Annotated in this window: 17 protein-coding genes; 16 read left to right on the plus strand and 1 reads right to left on the minus strand. The window is 70.5% G+C overall.

What is annotated here, in order from left to right:
- Window positions 1-36: 36 nt before the first annotated feature.
- The 8 genes from JM949_RS05655 (at window position 37) to JM949_RS05690 (ending at window position 9407) form a co-directional block, all read left to right on the plus strand.
- On the plus strand, window positions 37-945 hold the full coding sequence (locus tag JM949_RS05655) for a carbohydrate ABC transporter permease (protein ID WP_309232020.1): 909 nt from the start codon (window positions 37-39) through the stop codon (window positions 943-945).
- A complete protein-coding gene (locus JM949_RS05660; RefSeq protein ID WP_203147382.1) occupies window positions 945-1856 on the plus strand; it encodes a carbohydrate ABC transporter permease in 912 nt (303 codons plus the stop codon). The genes JM949_RS05655 and JM949_RS05660 overlap by 1 nt, the downstream gene beginning before the upstream one ends.
- A complete protein-coding gene (locus JM949_RS05665) occupies window positions 1856-2923 on the plus strand; it encodes an ABC transporter ATP-binding protein (RefSeq protein WP_203147383.1) in 1068 nt (355 codons plus the stop codon). The genes JM949_RS05660 and JM949_RS05665 overlap by 1 nt, the downstream gene beginning before the upstream one ends.
- On the plus strand, window positions 2923-3999 hold the full coding sequence (locus JM949_RS05670; RefSeq protein ID WP_203147384.1) for an ABC transporter ATP-binding protein: 1077 nt from the start codon (window positions 2923-2925) through the stop codon (window positions 3997-3999). The genes JM949_RS05665 and JM949_RS05670 overlap by 1 nt, the downstream gene beginning before the upstream one ends.
- Window positions 4000-4253: 254 nt before the next feature.
- Complete coding sequence (locus JM949_RS05675) at window positions 4254-5714, plus strand: NAD-dependent succinate-semialdehyde dehydrogenase (protein WP_203147385.1); 1461 nt, start codon at window positions 4254-4256, stop codon at window positions 5712-5714.
- The gene (locus JM949_RS05680) at window positions 5711-5860 is read left to right on the plus strand and encodes a hypothetical protein (RefSeq protein WP_203147386.1); all 150 of its coding nucleotides are present in this window, start codon (window positions 5711-5713) and stop codon (window positions 5858-5860) included. The genes JM949_RS05675 and JM949_RS05680 overlap by 4 nt, the downstream gene beginning before the upstream one ends.
- Before the next feature lie 61 nt (window positions 5861-5921).
- The gene (locus tag JM949_RS05685; RefSeq protein ID WP_407664696.1) at window positions 5922-7070 is read left to right on the plus strand and encodes an iron-containing alcohol dehydrogenase; all 1149 of its coding nucleotides are present in this window, start codon (window positions 5922-5924) and stop codon (window positions 7068-7070) included.
- A gap of 234 nt (window positions 7071-7304) precedes the next feature.
- Complete coding sequence (locus tag JM949_RS05690) at window positions 7305-9407, plus strand: TOMM precursor leader peptide-binding protein (protein WP_203147388.1); 2103 nt, start codon at window positions 7305-7307, stop codon at window positions 9405-9407.
- A gap of 241 nt (window positions 9408-9648) precedes the next feature.
- Here the strand turns inward: JM949_RS05690 and JM949_RS05695 are convergent, their stop codons facing one another.
- On the minus strand, window positions 9649-9801 hold the full coding sequence (locus JM949_RS05695; RefSeq protein WP_203147389.1) for a hypothetical protein: 153 nt from the start codon (window positions 9799-9801) through the stop codon (window positions 9649-9651).
- A 190-nt stretch (window positions 9802-9991) separates the two neighbouring features.
- Between JM949_RS05695 and JM949_RS05700 the strand changes: the two genes are divergently transcribed.
- The 8 genes from JM949_RS05700 to JM949_RS05735 are packed head-to-tail and all read left to right on the plus strand — an operon-like array spanning window position 9992 to window position 20380.
- Window positions 9992-11896, plus strand: coding sequence for a TOMM precursor leader peptide-binding protein (locus tag JM949_RS05700; RefSeq protein WP_203147390.1), 1905 nt, complete (start codon window positions 9992-9994; stop codon window positions 11894-11896).
- Between the two features lie 14 nt (window positions 11897-11910).
- The gene (locus JM949_RS05705) at window positions 11911-13404 is read left to right on the plus strand and encodes a nitroreductase family protein (RefSeq protein ID WP_238432646.1); all 1494 of its coding nucleotides are present in this window, start codon (window positions 11911-11913) and stop codon (window positions 13402-13404) included.
- A complete protein-coding gene (locus JM949_RS05710) occupies window positions 13380-13517 on the plus strand; it encodes a hypothetical protein (protein ID WP_203147392.1) in 138 nt (45 codons plus the stop codon). The genes JM949_RS05705 and JM949_RS05710 overlap by 25 nt, the downstream gene beginning before the upstream one ends.
- Window positions 13518-13526: 9 nt before the next feature.
- Window positions 13527-16256 carry a lantibiotic dehydratase gene (locus JM949_RS05715; RefSeq protein ID WP_203147393.1) on the plus strand — a complete coding sequence of 910 codons (2730 nt, stop codon included), beginning with the start codon at window positions 13527-13529 and terminating at the stop codon, window positions 16254-16256.
- Window positions 16253-17275 (plus strand): thiopeptide-type bacteriocin biosynthesis protein, encoded by a 1023-nt coding sequence (locus JM949_RS05720; RefSeq protein ID WP_203147394.1) that lies wholly within the window; start codon window positions 16253-16255, stop codon window positions 17273-17275. Before JM949_RS05715 ends, JM949_RS05720 begins: the two co-directional genes overlap by 4 nt.
- Entirely contained in the window at window positions 17272-18531 is a 1260-nt protein-coding gene (locus JM949_RS05725) for a zinc metalloprotease (RefSeq protein WP_203147395.1), read from the plus strand. Before JM949_RS05720 ends, JM949_RS05725 begins: the two co-directional genes overlap by 4 nt.
- On the plus strand, window positions 18528-19562 hold the full coding sequence (locus JM949_RS05730; protein WP_203147396.1) for an ABC transporter ATP-binding protein: 1035 nt from the start codon (window positions 18528-18530) through the stop codon (window positions 19560-19562). The genes JM949_RS05725 and JM949_RS05730 overlap by 4 nt, the downstream gene beginning before the upstream one ends.
- A complete protein-coding gene (locus JM949_RS05735; protein ID WP_203147397.1) occupies window positions 19559-20380 on the plus strand; it encodes an ABC transporter permease subunit in 822 nt (273 codons plus the stop codon). The genes JM949_RS05730 and JM949_RS05735 overlap by 4 nt, the downstream gene beginning before the upstream one ends.
- The last annotated feature ends 15 nt before the right edge of the window (window positions 20381-20395 follow it).

The following is a 20395-nucleotide window of genomic DNA, read 5'->3' on the forward strand; positions in this document are numbered from 1 at the left end:
GACCCCGCCCCTCTGACGACCGACCACCCCGGGCAGGTGGTGTCCGCGACGCCACCTGCACCGGGTCGGTCCCGCCGGCTGAGCGACCGCGGGCTCGCCGTGGCCTTCATCTCCCCCGCGATGCTGCTGTTGCTCGCCATGTCGGTGTTCCCGTTGCTGTGGTCGTTGTACCTGTCCTTCACCGACTACTCGGCCACCCGCGGCGGGCCCGCCAATTTCATCGGGTTCGGGAACTACACCGCCATCCTGACCTCGGCGCAGGTCCACACGAGGGCCCTGACGACGCTGATCTACGTGATCGGCGCGGTCGGCCTGCAGACAGTGCTCGGATTCGGCATCGCCTACCTGATCTCCCGACGCACGCACGGGCGAGGAGTGCTGACCACGCTGTTCCTGGTGCCGATGATGCTGTCGCCGGTCGTGGTCGGGCTGTTCTGGCGATTCATGCTCGACGCGCAGTTCGGCGTGGTCAACAGCATGCTCAGCTCGGTCGGTCTGGGGCAGGTGGAGTGGCTGACCCGACAGCGGACGGCACTGATCTCCCTGATCGTGGTCGACACCTGGCAGTGGACACCGTTCATCATGCTCATCGCACTCGCCGGTCTCAGCGCGGTGCCCAAGTACCTCTACGAGGCCGCCTCGATCGACCGGGCGTCCGAGTGGTTCCGGTTCCGCACCATCACGCTTCCGCTGGTGTGGCCGCTGCTCCTCATCGCCGTGATGTTCCGGGCCATCGAGGCGTTCCGGCTCTTCGACCTCGTCTACATCCTCACCAACGGAGGCCCTGGTGTCTCCACCGAGACGTTGTCGTTCCACATCTACAAGGTCGCGTTCCTCGGCTTCAACACCGGAACCGCTTCGGCGTACGGGATTCTCATGGTCCTCGTCGTCATCGTCCTCACGCAGTTCTACCTGCGCTACTTGAACAAGCTCAAGGAGGGCTGATGGCCGTCTCCGTCGACGAGGCCGTCTCCACCGGTCCGGCCCGGGACAACCCGCCCCCCGCGCGCCGCCTCGGCGGCCGGGGCCGCTCCGCGCTGGAGGTCGCGCTGCTGACCGTGCTGGCCGTCGTGATGCTCTTCCCGGTGCTGTGGATGATCGAGACGTCCATCAAGGAGAACCGGGACGTCTACGCCATCCCGGCCAAGTTCTTCGACTTCACGGTCACGCTGGAGCATTACCGGGACGTGTTCGTCGCCCCCGACGGCGGTCGCTCGGCCCTCTCCGTCTCGTTCCTCAACTCCGTGGTGGTCGCCGGGGTGTCCACGGTGCTGGCCACCGTGCTGGGGGTGCCGGCGGCCTGGGCCTACTCACGCTTCGCGGTGAAGGCCAAGAAGGACCAGCTGTTCTTCATCCTGTCCACCCGCTTCATGCCGCCCGTGGTGGTCGTGATCCCGATCTTCCTCATGTACCGCCAGGTCGGACTCATCGACAACAAGCTCGGCCTGATCCTCATCTACGCCGCCTTCAACGTCCCGTTCACGATCTGGATGATGAAGGGGTTCGTCGACGAGGTGCCCGCGGAGTACGAGGATGCCGCCATGCTCGACGGCTACACCCGGTTGCAGGCGTTCTGGAAATTCACCCTTCCCCTGCTCGTGCCCGGCATCGCCGCGACGGCGGTCTTCGCACTCATCTTCTCGTGGAACGAGTTCGTGTTCGCCACCTTCCTCACCTCCAGCGACAGCGTCCGGACCGCACCACCCGCCATCGCCGGCCTGATCGGCGGCACCACCACCGACTGGGGTCTGGTGGCCGCCGCCTCCGTGGTGTTCGCCCTACCGGTGCTGGTCTTCGCGTACCTGGTGCGCAGGCACCTCATCGCCGGTGTGACGCTCGGGGCGGTGCGACGCTGATGGCCGGGATCGAGGTGACCGCCCTGCACAAGCGCTACCCGGACGGGACCGTCGCAGTTGATCAGGTGGACCTCTCCATCGGCCACGGCGAGCTGTTCGTGATGCTCGGCCCGTCGGGTTGCGGCAAGACGACCACGCTGCGGGCCATCGCCGGCCTGGAGAGGCAGACCACCGGTGACATCCGGATCGGCGACACGCTGGTCAACGACCTGCCGCCCGCCGAGCGCGACATCGCCATGGTGTTCCAGTTCTACGCTCTCTACCCGCATCTGAAGACCCGCGACAACCTGGCGTTCCCGCTGCGGGCCGAGGGGCTGCCCAAGCAGGAGGTGCACGCGCGGGTCGACGAGGCCGCCCGGCTGATGCGGCTCGGTCCGCTCCTGGACCGGCGACCGCGCCAGCTGTCCGGCGGGGAACAGCAGCGCGTCGCGCTCGCCCGCGCCCTGGTCCGGCGACCGCGCGCATTCCTCATGGACGAGCCGCTCACCAACCTGGACGCGGAGCTGAGGGCGGACATGCGCACGGAGATCAAGCACCTACAGGGAGAGCTGGGGGCGACGATGGTCTACGTCACCCACGATCAGGTGGAGGCGATGTCGCTCGGTCACCGGATCGCCATCCTCAACAAGGGCCGCGTCGAGCAAATCGGCACCCCGCTGGAGGTCTACGACCGTCCGGCGAGTCTGTTCTGCGCCGCGTTCATCGGCTCCCCACCGATGAACCTGATCGAGGTGGAGGTGGCCGACGGGAAGCTGCACGGGCAGGGCGGACTGGTGCTCACCCCACCGCCGGGCCTGCCGCGCGACCGTCGCCTGGTCGCCGGCGTCCGGCCGGAGGCGCTGGAGGTCACCGCGCCAGGGGCGGAAGGCTCGATCCCGGCCCGGGTGGTCTCGGCGGAGTGGCTGGGCGACGAAATCATCTACGTGGTCGACCACGGCGGCCAGCGTGACGTCCGGGTCCGGATGCCACCGACCAATCGTTTCGCCGCTGACGCAAAGGTCGGGCTGCGGCACAGCGGCGGGACCCCGGCGGTCTACGACGTGCGCACGGAAGAGCTGGTGGCCTGATGGGAACCGTGGCAGCGCACGGGCTGCGCAAGTCCTTCGGCAAGGTCCAGGCCCTGGACGGGGTGACGCTGGACGTGCCGGACGGCTCGTTCTTCGTCGTGCTCGGACCCTCCGGGGCAGGCAAGACGACGACACTACGGGCGATCGCCGGCCTGGAGAAGCTTGACGCCGGGTCGGTGCGTCTGGACGGGAGGGACGCGACCGCTGACGCCCCGGCCGCACGCGACCTGGCCATGGTCTTCCAGAACTACGCCCTCTACCCGCGACACACTGTGTACGAGAACATCGCCTCGCCGCTGCGGGCACGCCGCTGTTCTGCGAGCGAGATCGCCACCGCCGTCGAGCAGATGTCGAGCCTGCTGCACATCGAACGTCTGCTGCAACGTCGACCCGCGCAGTTGTCGGGCGGTGAGATGCAGCGGGTCGCCCTGGCCCGGGCGCTGGTCCGTCGCCCCCGCGCGTTCCTGATGGACGAGCCGCTGACGAACCTCGACCTCAAGCTCCGCGTCGAGATGCGCACCGAGCTCACCCGCATCCACCGGAGCCTCGGCGCGACCTTCGTCTACGTGACGAACGATCAGGTCGAGGCGCTGTCCATGGCCAACCAGGTCGCGATCCTCAAGGAGGGCACTGTGCAACAGGTCGGAACGCCGACCGAGGTGTACGAGCGTCCCGCCAACAAGTGGGTCGCAGGATTCGTCGGGAGCCCGCCGATCAGCCTGCTCGCCTGCCACGCCGAGGGAGATCGTCTGGTCGGTGCGGACGGCTGGACGCTGCCGCGGCCCCGCTGGGCCACGGCTGAGGACGGTCGGGCGCTGCTGCTGGGCCTGCGCGCGGAGGATCTCTCCGTCGAGCAGCGTGGGGACGCGTCGTTGTCGGGCGAGCTGTACGGGCTTGAGCCGCTCGGTGACCGCACGGTGGTCGACGTCCGAGTGGGGAGGGAGATTCTCAAGGTCAAGGCACGACCCACCGTCACCGGTACGCCCGGCGAGCGGCTACGTGTCACCGTCGACCTGGACCGTGCGCACCTGTTCGACGCGGACACCGGGCTGTCGCTGTCCGAGGTTGGGCGGTAACCGCGCCGGGCAGCGACGGCGACATGCGCCCGCAGGTGGCAGTCGAGCCTCGGCGACCCGTCACCGGCGAGCACGGCCTGACGGCGCTGAGACGGCGTGGCGATCGCTGGCGCGGGGCGTCGGCCCGCGGCCAGGACCAGACCCGCTCGGCAGCCTCGTCCCCGACGAGGGCGGGTGACTCGTCCGTCTACGCGCCCAGCGCGATCGCCGGGGCACGCCGGACATCAGCACGAAGGATCACAGGAGGCGACGCAATGAGTGACCCGATGAACGCCCTGGCCCCCGAGCACCGGCGGCTCCGGATCGGCGACGCCTGGCGCGACGCCGCGAGCGGAGCCACCTTTGCCGTCGAGAACCCGGCCACCGGCAAGACCATCGCCGAGGTGGCGGACGCCGACGTCGTTGACGGGCTCGCCGCGCTGGACGCGGCGAGCACGGCAATGGCGGAGTGGGCGGCGACCCCGCCCCGGAAACGGTCGGAGTTGTTGACCGCGACGTACCGGGCGCTGACCGAGCGATCCGAGGAGCTCGCCCGGCTGATAACGCTCGAGATGGGCAAGCCGCTCGCCGAGGCTCGGGCGGAGGTGGCCTACGGCGCCGAGTTCTTCCGCTGGTTCGCCGAGGAGGCGGTGCGCGTCGAGGGGCGCTACAGCGTCGCTCCCGCAGGTGGATATCGCATTCTCACCGTGCCGAAGCCGGTCGGACCGTGCGTCTTCGTGACGCCCTGGAACTTTCCGTTGGCCATGGGTGCCCGCAAGATCGCTCCTGCGCTGGCCGCGGGCTGTACGACGATCACCAAGCCGGCGGCCCAGACGCCACTCACCATGCTGTTCCTGGCCCGCGTCATGGAGGAGGTCGGCGTTCCGCCGGGTGTCGTCAACGTGCTGACCACCAAGCGTTCCGGTCAGGTGGTCTCCGCACTGCTGGCCGACAGTCGGACCCGCAAGCTGTCGTTCACCGGGTCGACCGAGGTCGGGCGCGTGCTGCTCAGGCAGGCTGCGGACAACGTGCTGCGCACCTCGATGGAGCTGGGCGGCAACGCGGCCCTGATCGTGTGTGCCGACGCTGACCTGGACGTCGCGCTCGACGGCGCCATGGTGGCCAAGATGCGCAACATCGGGGAGTCCTGCATCGCGGCCAACCGGATCTACGTCGAGGAGCCGGTGCGCGAGGAGTTCACGGCGCGTTTCGCCGAGCGGATGGGCGCGCTGTCGGTGGGCCATGGTCTCGACGACGGCGTGGACGTCGGGGCGTTGATCGACGAGGCCTCGGTCGCCAAGATCGACGAGCTCGTCGCCGACGCTGTCGATCGCGGTGCCCGGGTCCTGGTGGGCGGCGAGCGTCCGGCCGGGCCGGGGCACTTCTACCCGCCCACCGTCCTCGTCGACGTGCCCGAAGACGCGCGGATGCTGGCGACGGAGATCTTCGGCCCGGTGGCGCCGATCATCTCGTTCACGTCCGACGACGAGGTGATCGCGAAGGCCAACGACACCGAGCACGGCCTGGTCGGATACGTCTTCACCAGTGACCTCCAGCGGGCGCTCCGGTTCACCGAGGGGCTGGACACCGGGATGATCGGCATCAACCGGGGGCTGATATCGGATCCGTCAGCTCCGTTCGGCGGCGTGAAGCAGTCCGGGATCGGCAAGGAGGGGTCGCACGAGGGCATCCGTGAGTACCTCGACCTCACCTACGCGGCGATCGACCTACCGTGACCGGCCTGCTGCTCCGGCCGCCCGGCGCGCGCGCCCACGCCACCCGGGCGGCCAACCTCGCCGACGCCGTCCCGGTCTCGCAGCTGACCTGGACGTCCGCCCCGCACATCGCCGCCGACGTTCCAGAGAGGCACCGACATGCTTGAGACCGTCCGCGGACCACGCCAGCTGATAGTGGGCGAAGGGGTCGCCCAGAACATCCCACGAGTGGTGGCCGAAAGTGGCTCGCGCGTCCTCATCGTGACCGACCAGGTTCTTCTCGGGCAGCCGGGCGTGGCCGAGATCGTGGCCGCCGTGCGGGAGAAGGTCGAGGTCGTCGAGGTGTTCTCCGACGCGACGTCGGACGTGCCACTCGCCGATGTCGCAGTGGCCGTCTCGGCCGCCGCCAGGGTGGACGCCGACGTGATCCTCGCCATCGGCGGCGGCACGGTGATCGACCTCGCCAAAATCGTCGGCGTCATCCGACGCCACGGTGGGACGCCGCGCGACTATTACGGCGAGTCGAGGGTGCCGGGGCCGACGGTTCCGCTCGTCGCGGTCCCGACCACCTCCGGCACCGGCTCCGAGCTGACACCGGTATCGGTGCTGACCGACCCGGACCGTGAGCTGAAGGTGGGGGTCTCCAGCGTCCACATCGTGCCCGACTTCGCCATCGTCGACCCCGAGCTCACCTACAGCTGCCCGGCGACCGTCACCGCCCACTCCGGCATCGACGCGTTCTGTCACGCGGTGGAGAGCTACACCGCGCGACCCCGGCCCCACGGACCGCGCGACCCGGTGGAGCAGGTGTTCCTCGGCCGCAACCCGATCACCGACCACTACGCGTTGCTGGCCGCGGAGCGGATCGCCCGTAGCCTGCGGCGTGCGGTCCGGGACGGCGGCGACACGGACGCGCGCGCGGACATGTCCTACGGGTCCATGCTCGCCGGGCTCGCGTTCTCCCACGCGGGCAACGCGGCCCCGCACGCGCTCCAGTACCCCATCGGCGCGGCCACACACACGCCGCACGGCCTGGGCGTCGGGCTGCTCCTGCCCTACGCGCTGGACGCGGCCAGGGATGCCGTCGGCGACCGGTTGGCCATCCTCGCCCGGGTGTGCGGGCTCGACGTGACCGACGCCTCGGATGCCGAGGCCGCGGACACGTTCCTCAGCTGGCTCGACGGGCTCCTGGCCGACATCGGCATCCCTGCCACCCTGGCGGACATCGGCGTGGCACGCGCCGACCTCCCGCGCTTCGCGGAGATGGCCAGTGGCGTCACCCGCCTGATCCAGAACCATCCCGGCCCGACCGACACCGCCAGCCTGACCGCGATCCTCGAAGCCGCCTGGGCTGGGGACCGGACCCGACACCCCTGACTCGATCCGCCCCGGATGATCGTTCGTCGGATCATGCCGTGCGCTGCCGGCTCACGTCCCGGCGGGCGATCCGACAATACCGCGCAAACCCATCACTCGCGATCGTCGAGACGCGGTGACGGACAGCATCGGGAGAACTACTGAATCCGCCCCGGATTCCTTGACGCTCGATATCGGCGTCACGAAGAGTCCGTGCTGTCAGAGTCCCGCAGAGATCGACGCTTGGGAGATCAGATGACGGACCCGGGGTCGCTGGGCGCCACCGGACTGGACGCCCGGCCCCGCCTGCGCGGCGACGTGGTCTGGCTGCCGAGCGAGGAGGGCGTCTACGTCCGCAGCGCCCAGGCCGCGATGCTGCTGCGCGGCTCGTCGACCTACCGGCTGATGTCCACCATCAGCCCCTACCTGACCGGCGACCACAGCGTGTCGGAGCTGTGCGCGGGACTACCGAAGGCGCAGTCGGTCGCCGTCGCCAACCTGGTGCAGGCCCTGATCGATCGCGGCATGGCCCACGACTTCGCACCGCCACCGGAAGCCGCGCTGCCACCGGCACTGACCGCGCTCTTCGCCGACCAGATCGCGTTCCTCGGCCACTTCGCCGATGACCCGGTCGCGCGATTCCTGAGTTACCGGAGCGCCCGGGTGGTGGCAGTCGGGGCGGGCGAAGGGCTGCACGCGCTCGCTACCGGCCTGCTCCGCAACGGCCTCGGCACGCTGCGACTCTCCGGCCCCGCAGCCGACGACCCGTACCGCCGGGACATCGAGGCGGAGGCGTCCGCGATGGACGCCACTGTCGAAGTCACCGACAGCTTCGACGACGCCGACGTCGTCGTCTACTGCGCGGACGAGGCCGATCTGGCACTCGTCGCCGAACTAGCCCGACGCTGCCGGGCCGCCGGCATACGATTCCTGCCGGCCGTCCTACGCGGGCAGCGCGCGGTACTCGGCCCGTTCGCCGGCCCGGCGACCGCCGGCTGCTGGACCTGCGCCCAGCTACGGCTGGCCGCCAACGATCCACCGGCGGTGGCCGCCGACACGTGGCGGGCGATCGCGCTGGGGCCGATCAGCCCGGACCAGTCGGCAGTCACCGGAACGGTCAGCCGGATGATCGGCAACGCCGCCGCGTTCGACGTGTTCCGCGAGCTGTCCGGCGCGCTCCCGCCGGAGACCAGGGGCGCGGTGGTCGTGCAGGAAGCCGTGACCCTGGAGGCGAGCCTTTCTCGGCTGATCGCCCATCCGCACTGCCCCACCTGTGCCGGCAGCGGCCTGGCGGCCGAGCCACCCGACCCGGACGAGTCGGAGCAGTCTCGTTACGAGCGGCTGGCCGGCCTGATCGACCCCCGGACCGGGATCTTCTCCGAGTTCACCGACGACCAACTGCGCCAGTCCCCGTTGCCCACCGGACGGTTACGGGTCGCCCCACCAGCGGGGTACGGCGGCGTGCCACGGGAATTCGTCGCCTTCGACGTCGAGACGGTCCTCCGCGCCCGGATGTCCGCCATCCGCGTCGCCGTCGGCCACTACGCGGACCTGCTCGCCGCCGTGCCGACCCGGGTGACCCGGTCGGACGAGCTCGACGCGCCAACGATCCGGCCGGAGCAGCTCGCCACCTGGGCAGGGCTGCGGGCGACCGGGCCGGATGAGCGGACCGGCTGGATCCGGGCGATCTCGCTGGTGACGGGGGAACCCCGGTACGTACCCGCCGCAGCGGCTTTCCCGAACACCTCGTGGAACCGGGAGTGCGGCTTCGAGGTCGGCCCGGCCGGCATCGGCGTGGGTAACGACCCGACCTCGGCGGCCGACGCCGGGCTCCGCAACGCGCTCGCCTACCAGTGCCTGGAACGCCTGCTTCGGGGCCAGGCCCCGGTCGCGGCGCTCGATCCGGCCGCGCTGGGCGACGACACCCAGCTGGCCTTTCTCCGGGACTGCCTCGGACACCTCGGTCACGCCCCGGTGCTCCGACTCGTGGATGACGGGCCGGTGCCGGTGGTACTGGCCGGGCTCGACCAGCCGGACGAGTCTGGGTGGCGGGTCGGCGTCGGCGAAGATCGCGCCGAGGCGGTCCGACACGCGCTGACGCAGTTGCTCGGCAGCGTGCAGGTCGCCACCTACCACGACGAGCCGGTCGACCTCGGGGACCCGCTCATCGCCAACCTGCCTCCGGTGCTCACACCGACCGTCGTACCGCACGCCGAAGTCGGCCCGGCAGGTCGCGCGGCACTGCTCGATCACCTCAACGACCACGGACACGACGCCCTGTTCGTCGCCACCACCCCGGCCGACGTCGCGGCCATCGGCGGCTACCACTGCGGACGGGTGTTGATCAGCGGTCGCTAGTGCGGGCGGTACGCCGGCACTGGCGACCGAACCAGCGGCACCGCTGATGACACGCGACAAACCGACGCCGCCGACAGCATCCGGATGGGCGGCGGATGACCAGCGCACCCATCGGTGAGGGACCACCCGGTAGGGCACCCGTACGGGAAGGGAGGTGACACATGCTTACCAACCAGCTGAAAGACGAGCTCCTCCAGATCGAGGCCGAGACCTTCGAGATTCTCGACCTGACCGAGGTCGGTCAGGACCTGGCCGGTTTCCCGGACCAGGAAGCGGGTTCCTGTAGTTCGAGCTGCTCCTGCTCGAGCTGCTGCTCCTGCTCGACGTCCAGCTGCTGCAGCACCAGCTCCAGCACCTCTAGCTGCGGCTGACCGCGACGGGCGGTCTCGACCACCGCCCGTCGCGGGGCAACACCCCGACAGCACCATCGACCACAAAATACCGGCCGGGTGCCCTACTCGGTGGTCCCAACCCACTCCGCCTGATTGCCATCCCCCGACAAGGCGGCGACTGGTCCGGCCAGCCCGGCCGGACCAGTCATCTCCTACCAGAGCCGACCCGTCGAGATGTGAGGAGCGGTGCCCATGACCGCCAGCACGGCCCAGCTCTCCACCCCGGTGGAGACGGTGACCAGGTACCTGTCGGAGCAGGCGCGCGGGCTACCGTACGACGTCGACGTCGACGTGCTGGGTCTGGACGATCGGTTGACCGGGCCGGTGTCTCCAGCGCAGCCCACAAGCCAGGTCCTGCTACCGGTACGGCTCTACGGTCACACCGCGCTCGTCGGGCCGGTCGGTTCGGACATCCCCCCGTGCGTGCGCTGCCTGGAGCGACGCTGGCAGGAGACCCGGCCGATGGCCGAGCGGCGCGCGCTCGAACGAGTGGCCGTGGCCGGCGCCAACGGGGCACACGGCGTGGGCGGCACCGGCGGTGTCGACGCGGCGGCCCTCCTACCGACCACCCTGAGCCGGCTCTGGCAGGTCGCCAGCCACCTGCTGGCGCAGCCGCCGACCGCGCCGGGCACGGCACCGGTGTACGAGGTCACCCTCGACACCGCCGTGGTACGACGGCACACCCTGATCGCCGACTCACTCTGCCCCCGGTGCGCGACGCCGGTCGCGGACACCGCGGAGCACGCGGATCGGCCCCTCGTCGCCCGCCCGAAGCCGGCGCCTGACCGGTACCGGCTGCGCGGCACCGAGGAGTATCGCCTGCACGGTTACGTGGACCGGGTCTGCGGCCCGCTCGGCACCTCGGCGACGCGCGTCTACCAGTTCGGCGCCACCGCCCCGGTCAGCGGACTGTTCCGAATCCGCAGCAAATACGACCTGCACGACTCCTGGTGGAGCGGCCACGCCGACAGCTATGCCGAGAGCGAACGCGCCGGGATCCTGGAGGGCCTGGAACGGTACGCCGGCCAGCAACCACGGGCCCGGACGGTAGGCGTCCACGACAGCTACGCCAACCTCGGCCCGAACGCGCTCGACCCACGCGAGTGCGGCAGCTACCGCAGTGGTTTCTACGAGCAGTCGCACCACGCCCAGCCGTTCCACCCGGAGCTGTCGATGCGCTGGGTCTGGGGTCAGTCACTGCGCGATCTGCGGCCGGTACTCGTACCCGAACAGCTCGTCTACTACCTCGACCGGCACCGTGGGGAGGACAACTTCGTCCAGGAGTGCTCCAACGGCTGTGCCAGCGGCAGTTGCCCGGAGGAGGCCGCGCTCTACGGGCTGCTGGAACTGATCGAACGGGACGCCTTCCTCCTCACCTGGTACACGGGGCGGACCGTACCGGAGATCGACATCCGTACGGTCCGCAGCCCCGAGGTCCAGTTCATGCGCGAACGGATCAACCTCTTCGGCTACGACGTGCGCCTCTTCGACCTCCGGATGGACCTGCCGGTGCCGGTGGTGATGGCGGTGGCGGTACGTCGCGACGGCGGGATCGGCAACCTCTGCTTCGCCGCCGGCAGCTCACTCGACCCCGAGGACGCGGTCCGGGCCGCGCTCTGCGAGACCGCGTCGTACGTGCCCGGCTTCACCCAACGGGTGACCGCCACCCTCGACGAGGTCCGCCCGATGGCCACCAACTACGAGCGGCTGACCGAGCTGCGCCATCACGCGCTGCTCTACGGCCTGCCCGAGATGGCCGAACACGCCGCCTTCCTCTTCGCCGACCCGCCCCTGCGCGGCATGGCGGAGCTGTACGACGACTGGCTCGCCGAACGACCGGTCAACCACGATCTCACCGACGATCTGCGCTACGTCGTGGACCAGGTTGCGGCGCTCGGCACCGACGTGCTCGTGGTCGACCAGACCTGCCCGGAACAGCGCCTCTGCGGGGTGCACACCAGCGCGGTCGTCGCCCCGGGGCTGCTCCCCATCGACTTCGGCTGGGCCCGCCAGCGGGCGCTGCACCATCCGCGACTGGCCACCTGGCTGAAGCGCACCCGCGCCACCGCGAACCTCCACCCACACCCCTTCCCGTGAGACAGGCGTACCCGATGACAGAAGAGTCCACGCAGGTCGTACGGGAGTACGCCGAGGCCGTCTTCCGGCGGTACAGCCAGCCCCTCACGCCTCCCGGCTTCGAGGTGGACTGGTCCGACGCCCCACCGAAGAACACCACCTACCCGGGCGCACCGATGCTCGCCGCACCGCGCTGGTCGGCCCGCCAGTTGGGCCGGCTGCCCGACCTGCTCGCCGCCGGCGACGACACCGACAGGCCGTGGACAGCGGCCGAGGTGAGCACGCTGGCCAGCCTCGCGTACGCGGTCCAGGAGCGGCGGGTGGCCGCCAGTTGGAACCAGGACCTGCTCACCCAGACGCACTATCCGAAAGCGACCTGGAGTCGGGGCACCGCGTCCGGCGGCGGCATGTACCCACTGGAGATCTACTGGGTTGCCGGTGCCGGTGCCCCGACCCGCCCCGGCGTCTACCACTTCCACACCGCGCACCGGGCCTGGCAGCGATTGGCCAACGGTGACCACGCCAGCGCCATCAGTGACGCCTGCCTCGGCGACACCGGCGGACAACGGGCCGACCAGTTCCTGGTGGTCACGGTGCGGTTCTGGAAGAACGCCTACAAATACCACAACTTCTGCTACCACGTGGTCACCCAGGACCTGGGTGCGCTGCTCGGGTCCTGGCAGCTGATCGGCCGAGGCCTCGGCCGGCAGCTGCGACCGGTGCTCTGGTTCGCCGACGAGACGATCAACACGCGGCTCGGGCTGGTCACCGAGTCGGAGAGCGCGCTGGCTGTCGTACCGTTGCCGGGGCCGCCGCCGACCGGCAATCCGCCGGCCGCGGCGGCGGTGCGGGCGGCCCGCTTCGAACGGTCCAGCCGCGCCTTCCAGCCCGAACTGCTGGCGCCTGTGCACCGGGCGACACTGCTGACCACCGAAGCACGACCGGCGGCGCTGCCGGTCGAGCCGCCACCCGCCCCGCACGGCACCGGGCTCGCCCTACCCGAACTCCCGGCCCAGCGGTGGCGGACCGACCTGAGCGCGGCGCTACGCCGCAGGCGGTCGAGCTTCGGCCAGTTCAGCCGGGGCCGCCGGCTCACCGCGGCCGAGCTGGGCGGGATCCTGCGCTGCGCCGCCGCCGGTCTCGCCTTCCCCACCGACCTGACCGGCCCGGCACCGCTCGCCCGGCTACACGCGGTGGTCAACGACGTGGACGGGCTTCCCGCCGGGAGCTACACCTACGAGCCCGCCGGGCATCGACTCACACCGGTACGGGTCGAGCCGATGGCCGGGCTGCTCCAGCGCGCCTACGAACTCAACAACTACAACATGGAGCAGGTCGCCGCGGTACTCGCCATCTCCGGCCGGCTGGCCGAGGCGCTCGACCACTTCGGCCCGCGCGGATACCGACTGCTCAACGCGGTCGCCGGCAGCTCGGCACAGGTCACCTACCTGGCGGCGACGTCCTCGGGGTGGGGTGCGGCACCGTCCTCGGGCTGGACAACCAGGTGCTGGACGAGGCGCTCGGACTGACCGGCACCGGTCACCGAACCCTGCTGTTCACCCTGATCGGACACGACCGCCCAGCTCACGGCGGCCTCGACTACCCGGTCGCCCCGCCGACCGGCACCGCACAGCCGAGCTGAGGAGGCAGCATGACCGTCACCGCACCCGACCGTCGTGGCCAGCGGCCCGAGTTCGCCACACCTGACAGCTTCCTGGCCCGGATCGGCGGGCTCCCGCTGGACACCACCGAGCGGCTGGCCTTCCCCCGCACCGCGGCCTGGGCAAACCGCCTGGTCGACATCGAGGCGGAGTTGCTCGCCACCGGCGAACGGATCGCCGATCTGCTCGCCGCCGCCGTCGCCGCCCAGCCTGCCGATTCGGCGCTGCGGACACCGCTGATCAACCTGCGCCGGGAGGTGTTCAACAACCGGCGGCCTCGCGACCCCTCGGCGGCCACCGCAGTCCTGGCGGCGGGAGCGCCCGAGGTGAGCGCGGAGTACCGGGACTGGCTGGACTCCCGGCACCGGTTCGATGACGAGCTGGCCGCCGGGGACGCCCTGTTCGCGTTGGAGTGGCCGGTCCGGCGGTCCGCGCTGCGCGATGTCGCCGGTGAACCGGCGCTGCGGCACGGGCTGCTGCTCTCCTCCCGGACCCTGGACCGCCAACTGCCCCGCTATCTTGAGGCCGGGGACGCGCCGCTGAACAAACGCGCCCGTCGGGTCGAACGCTCCCTGCTCGAGTACGTCTACCGCGCGGCGACCAAGACCAGCCCGTTCTCCACCTTCACCACCGTCTGCGAGGGGTCCTTCGACGACGGCTCCGGAGCCGCGCTGCGGCTGGTCCGTGAGCACGCCGGCGAGCAGCACCACGTCCGGCTCAACGTAGCCACGCTCGGTCGGCTGGCGAACGCGGTGATCGCCCGCGCCGACATCCGGTCCGAGCTTCCCGTCCGACTCGTCACCGGGCTGCGCTCCGGCGCGCAACGACTGTCGTACCTGCGCCGCGAGGCGAGGGCGAGCCGGACCGGTGGCGCGATGGAGCTGAGCCGGGTGCACGAGAGCCTGTTCCACCTGCCGACCAGCGAACTGATGCGGGATCTGACCGGCCTGCTCGGCAATGGTCGGACGCGGCCGCTGCGGCAGGTGGTGGACGCGCTCGTCGGGCTCGCCCCCGGCACCCGCAGCCCGACCGACGTCGAACGCTACCTCGACCATCTGCTGCGGCTGGGTCTGCTGGTGGCACCCGCGCTACGGGTGGACATCCACCATCCGGACCCGTTGGCCGGCTTCCGGTCGGCACTGCGCGACCTGGACCAGCCCTGGGCCCACCTGCTGGCCGACCGACTCGACGCGGTGGACCACCACCTCAGCGCGTACCCCGCCGCTGGCCTGCACCGGCGGCGCGACCTGCTCGACGCCGTCGGGACCGAGTTGGTGCGCGCCCATGCCGACCTCGACCAACCGGACGTCACACTGCCCGCGACACTCCTGTACGAGGACGTGGTGCTGCCCGCGCGGGTCACCGCCGACCGGCGCTCCTGGGGCCGGCTCACCGCCGACCTGTCAGTGGTCGCCGGCGTCCTGCCGGTCTTCGACGTCCAGCTCAGCCGGCGGTTGGTCACCAAGGGATACTTCCGCGCCCGGTACGGTGCCGGCGGGCACACTGATGACCTGCTCACGTTCGCCCACGAGTACCTGGACGACTTCTTCGACCACTTCGTCAGCAGCCAGCTGCGCCGCCGCCCGTTCGACCGGGAGAACCGGTACGTCCCGCAGGCCAACACGTTCCAGCTACCCGAGATCGACGCACTGGACGACGCGCGCGAGGCGGCCGGCCGCCTGGTCAACGCGGCATACGCGGCGCTACCGCCGGACGCCACCGAACTGGTCCTCGACGACGAATTCTTCACCGAGCTGCGCGAGCGGGTGCCCGCCACGCTCGGACCGGTCGAGGCGCACGGCTTCTTCCTCCAGTTGGCGCGTACGACGGACGGCCCGCTCGGCGTCGTCAACAAGGCGTTCACCGGGCCGGCGCTGATGCTCTCCCGGTTCGCCCGGTGGCTCGGCGGCGACGACGGCGACCTGCTGGCCCGGGGCCTGTCCGCCGCCCAACCGCACGGGGTGGTCTTCGCCGAGCTGAAGGGGGGCCACGAGGACACCAACCTCAACCTGCACCCGGCCGCCACCCCGTACGAGCTGGTCTGTCCGGGTGACATCAGTTCACGCCCCGCAGACGAGCAGATCGCCATCGATGACCTGGTGCTGTACGACGACCCGACCCAGGACCGACTGGTGCTCCGCTCGCGCCGGCTCGGCGTCGAGGTGGTCCCGGTCTACCTGGGCTTCCTGCTACCGATGGCGCTGCCCGAGATCCAGCAGGTGCTGATGACCTTCTCCCCCACCGGGATGGCCCCGATCGACCTGTGGGCCGGCACCACAGTGCCGCTGCCCGACCGGGGCATCGTGGGCTATCCGCGGATCCGTTACCGGGATGTCGTGCTCCAGCGACGAATGTGGAAGGCCCACCCGGACTGCCTCCCGACATCCGCCGCCGACGCGCCGGGTAGCCAGACGATGCTGGCGTGGGCCCGCTGGCGGCGCCGGCACGGGCTGCCCCGGCGGGTCTTCGTCACCCCGGACGCCCTCGGCGGGGCGGCCGGCAGCGCCCCGTCCTTCGGCACCCACAAACCGCTCTACATCGACTTCGACAGCTACTTCTCGCTGAACCTACTGACGGCCGTGGCCCGGGCCGCGGAGAACCGCCTCGTCTTCACGGAGATGCTGCCGGACCACTGTCAACAGTGGCTCACCGACCGGGACGGCGCGCACGTCAGCGAACTCGTCCTCGCATTCAACGCAACCCCTCGGGAGGCGCGATGACCAGGTGGATCAGCCTGCACATCCACTACGCCAGCAACAGCGATCCACTGCTGTCGCAGTGCGTCGAGCCCCTGGTGTCCGAGTTGCGCGGCCGGGGGCTGCTGCGGCGCTGGTTCTTCATCCGCTACTGGCTCGAAGGTCCGCACGTGCGCCTGCGCCTGCTGCCGACGGACGAGACCGCGTCGGCCGAGGTCCAGCTCGTGGCACAGGAGGCGATCGGCGCCTTCCTCAAGCACCGGCCAGCCCTCTACGACGCGTCGACTGCCAACGCCGGTGAGGTGTACCGGAAACTGTTCCTCGCCGAGTACGGCGAGGAACAGTGGCGGGAGAGGTACGGCCAACTGGAGGAGATGCCGCTCCGCGCCAACAACAGCGTGCACCTGGAGCCCTACGAGCCGGAGTACGACAGGTACGGCGGCCCGGCCGGCGTCGAACTGGCCGAACGGCACTTCGAGGTCTCCAGTGATCTGGTCCTGCGGTTGCTCGCGACGACAAACATGCACGTCAGCTCGGTCCGGCTGGGCAGCTCCGCACGGTTCGCGGCGGTGCTGTGCTTCGCCTTCCTCGGCGACGCCCTGCGGGTGGCCCGGTTCTTCGCCGACTACCGCCGGTTCTGGGAGAACCTGTACCAGGAGAGCAGCGACGCCCACCACGACCGTTTCGACGCGGGCTTCGATCGGGTGGCGGTCGGGCTGGGCGCACATCTGGCCCGGCTGCGCGACGGCAGCCGGGACTCCACCCACCCCGGACTGACCGCCCTCGAACGCGACTGGGCTCGCCACGCGCTGCTCCTGCGGGAGGAGGTGGTCCGGCTCGCCGAGACGGGTCAGCTGGTGTTCGGGCGGCGCGGCCAGAGCGAACCGACCACCGTCAGCGACCCGGACATCGCGTTCACAGTGCTCCTCAGCTCGTACGTGCACATGACCAACAACCGGATCGGGACGAGCATCCTCGACGAGATCTACCTGTCGTACCTGATGGAGCGGGCGTTGACCGAGGCCGAGGCGGTGACGGCATGACCGTTCCCGGCCTCCACGAGCTGCCGCCGCGAGTGCGTGCGGACATCGTGTTGGGCGCCCCGTTGCGTCGGGGCGACAGCACAGTGCACTTCGTGAAGGATCCGCGTACCGGCTGGTTCTACCAACTGGGTGGGCGCGAGTTCTTTCTCCTCTCCCAGCTGGATGGACGGCAGACGAGGGCGGAGGTCGAGACGGCGTATGCGGACCGGTTCGGCCGCCGGCTCGGTTCCGCACACTGGACGGCGCTGCTCGACATGTTCCGTCGCCGACAACTGCTCGTCGAGCAGACCGAGGCCGGTGCGGTGGTCGATGACGACGTCGAGCTGGTCGAGTTGCGGGACCGCGCGGACCAGCAGCGCCGCTCGGGGCGGCGCCGGCTGTGGTACGCGCGGTTCCCGATCGTGAACCCCGACCGGTTCCTGCGCTGGCTGGCGCCGCGGCTGGGTTGGTGGTATTCGCCCTGGTTCGTGGTGCCGGCGCTGGTCGCGGCTGCCGTCTGCGTGGTGCTGGCGGTCAGCAGAGCTGGCGATCTGTACGCCGCGTCCCGGATGAACATCGGGCACCCGCTCGCCGCGGTGTCGTTCGCCACCACCTGGCTGGTGATCGCGTTGCACGAGGTCGCGCACGGGCTGACCTGCCGTCGGTTCGGCGGAGCGGCCACCGAACTCGGCGTCCTGTGGCGGTTTCCCCTGCTCACGCCCTACTGCAAGACCGACGACGTGGTGCTGTTCGCCCGCCGCCGACACCGGGTCTACACCGCCTTCGCCGGGGTCTTCGTGAACCTTGTCGCGCTGGTGCCCTTCACCGTCGGCTGGCTGCTGAGCACGCCCGGCAGCCACGCGCACGCGCTGGCCGGCTCGCTGCTGCTGTACGGCACGCTCACCGTGCTGCTGAACCTGCTGCCGGTGCTGCGACTCGACGGGTACTTCATGCTCAACCACGCGGTCGGGATGCTCGACCTGCGCCAGGAGACGTACCGGTTCTGGACCGCGCTGCTGCGCCGGCGCGGCCTCGAATCTTTCCGGGGCCGGGACCGTCCGATCCATGTGCTGTACGGGCTCACCGTCATCCTGCTTGCCGGGACGCTGTCCGTGGCAGTGCTCACGGCCTGGTACGTGAATCTCAGCCGGTGGGTCAACCCGCCGGCCGCGGTGACCCTCCTCGCCGCCGAGGCGGTCGGGCTCACCCTTCTCATCCGGTACCTCCGGCGCCGGCGCGCCCGGCTCGCCGCAGGTCAACCAGAGCAGGCCGGATGAGCGCCCTCGGTACGGCCCCGGGCCGGACGTCCTCCGCCGCCCGCACCGCGCCGGTCATCGAAACGGATGGGCTGACCCGGTCCTACCCGCCGGACATCCGAGCCGTCAGCGATCTGCGGCTGACCGTCAATCCGGGCGAGGTCTACGGGTTCCTGGGGCGCAACGGCGCCGGCAAGACCACCACGATGCGCATGCTGGTCGGACTGGTCCGCCCGAGTGCCGGCACCGGCCGGGTGCTCGGTCGTCCGCTCGGTGATCCGCGCGCGCTGGCCCGGGTGGGCAGCCTGATCGAGTCGCCCGCGTTCGAGCCTCACCTGTCCGGCTTGGACAACCTCCGGCTGCTGGCCCGATATCTCGGAGTCGACGATGCTCAGGCGCACGCGGGCATCGCCGAGGTGGAACTGACCGCGCAGGCGAACCACCCCTTCCGCACGTACTCCCTGGGTATGAAGCAGCGGCTCGGGGTGGCCGCAGCCCTGCTCAATGATCCTGAACTGCTGATTCTCGACGAACCGACCAACGGGCTCGATCCGGCCGGCATGGTTGCCATGCGCGACCTGTTCCGGGCGCTCGCCGCGCGGGGGCGCACCGTGTTCCTCTCCAGTCATCTGCTCGACGAGGTCGAGCAGGTCTGCGACCGGGTCGGCATCATCCATGCCGGGCGGCTGGTGATGGAGGGGAGCCTGGCTCAGCTCCAGGCCAAGCTCGGCGGGCCGGGCCTGGTGTCGGTCCGGGCGCAGCCGGTGGAGACCGCGCTGGCCCGCCTGCGATCCGTCCCCGGCCTCAGCCCCATCCGCACCAACGGTGACCTGTTGGAACTCGAAATCCCCGGGGACCGGGCCGCGGAGATCAACGAGACGCTGGTCCTCGCCGGGGTCCGGGTCAGCGAGCTGACCGTGGCACACCGCTCGCTGGAGGATGTCTTCCTCGGTTTGACCGGCCCGACCACCAGTGCCGGGTCGCCTCCCGCCGGGCCGACGGCGCCGGGTGCGGGTGCTCGTCGTGTCGACCCGAAGGACGGTGGCGAATGACGGCACGCAGCCTACGCGGAGCGCTCTTCACGCTCCGCCGTCGACCGGCGCTCCGGGTACTCACCGCGGTCTGGGCGCTCCAGATCATCTGTTTCGTCTACCTGATCACGTACATCGTCTACCGATCCGTGCCCGGGGAGTCCCCGGACGAGCTGCGACAACTACTGACCAGTCTGCTGCCCGCCAGCGCGGACCGTACGGTGGTGGGCGCGCTGCCGATGTGGGGTGGCCCGGTGATGCTCATCCTCGGGGCTCTGGTCGCGGGGGGCGACGAGCGGTGGGGAAGCTCCCGCACCGTACTGGCGCGTTTCGCCGACCGGACCGCGTTCCTGCTCGGCAGGTTCCTCGCGCTGGTCCTGGTGCTATTACTCCTGTCGGTGCTGACGATCGCGCTCAGCGCGCTGTGCAGCGCAGCGATCGCCGCGGCGGAGGGCGAGGCGATCCGGTGGCCCGGGCCGGGCAGGCTCGCCGTCGCGTTGGTCTCGGTCTGGTTGATCGTGACCGCGTGGGGTGCGGTCGGATTCACCCTCGCCCTGGCCACCCGCAACCTGGCCGCCGCGATCGGCATCGGGCTGCTCTGGACCCTCATGGTGGAGAACCTGGTGAACGGCCTCGGCGCAGTCATACCCCTCTTCGGCGCAGTCGGTTCGATCCTGCTCAGCACCAGCTCCGGTTCGGTCGCGGCCGCGTTGGGCGCCAGCGGATTCGGGGTGGATCCGGTGACCAGCGGCCCGGTCGCCGCCGCGGTGCTCGCCGGATACACGGTGGTCGCACTCACCACCGCTCTGGTCATCTTCCGCCGCCGCGATCTTGGCTGAGACGGCGATGTCGCC

The sequence above is a fragment of the Micromonospora tarensis genome, from assembly GCF_016803395.1.
GTDB classification, from domain to species: Bacteria; Actinomycetota; Actinomycetes; order Mycobacteriales; family Micromonosporaceae; genus Micromonospora; species Micromonospora tarensis.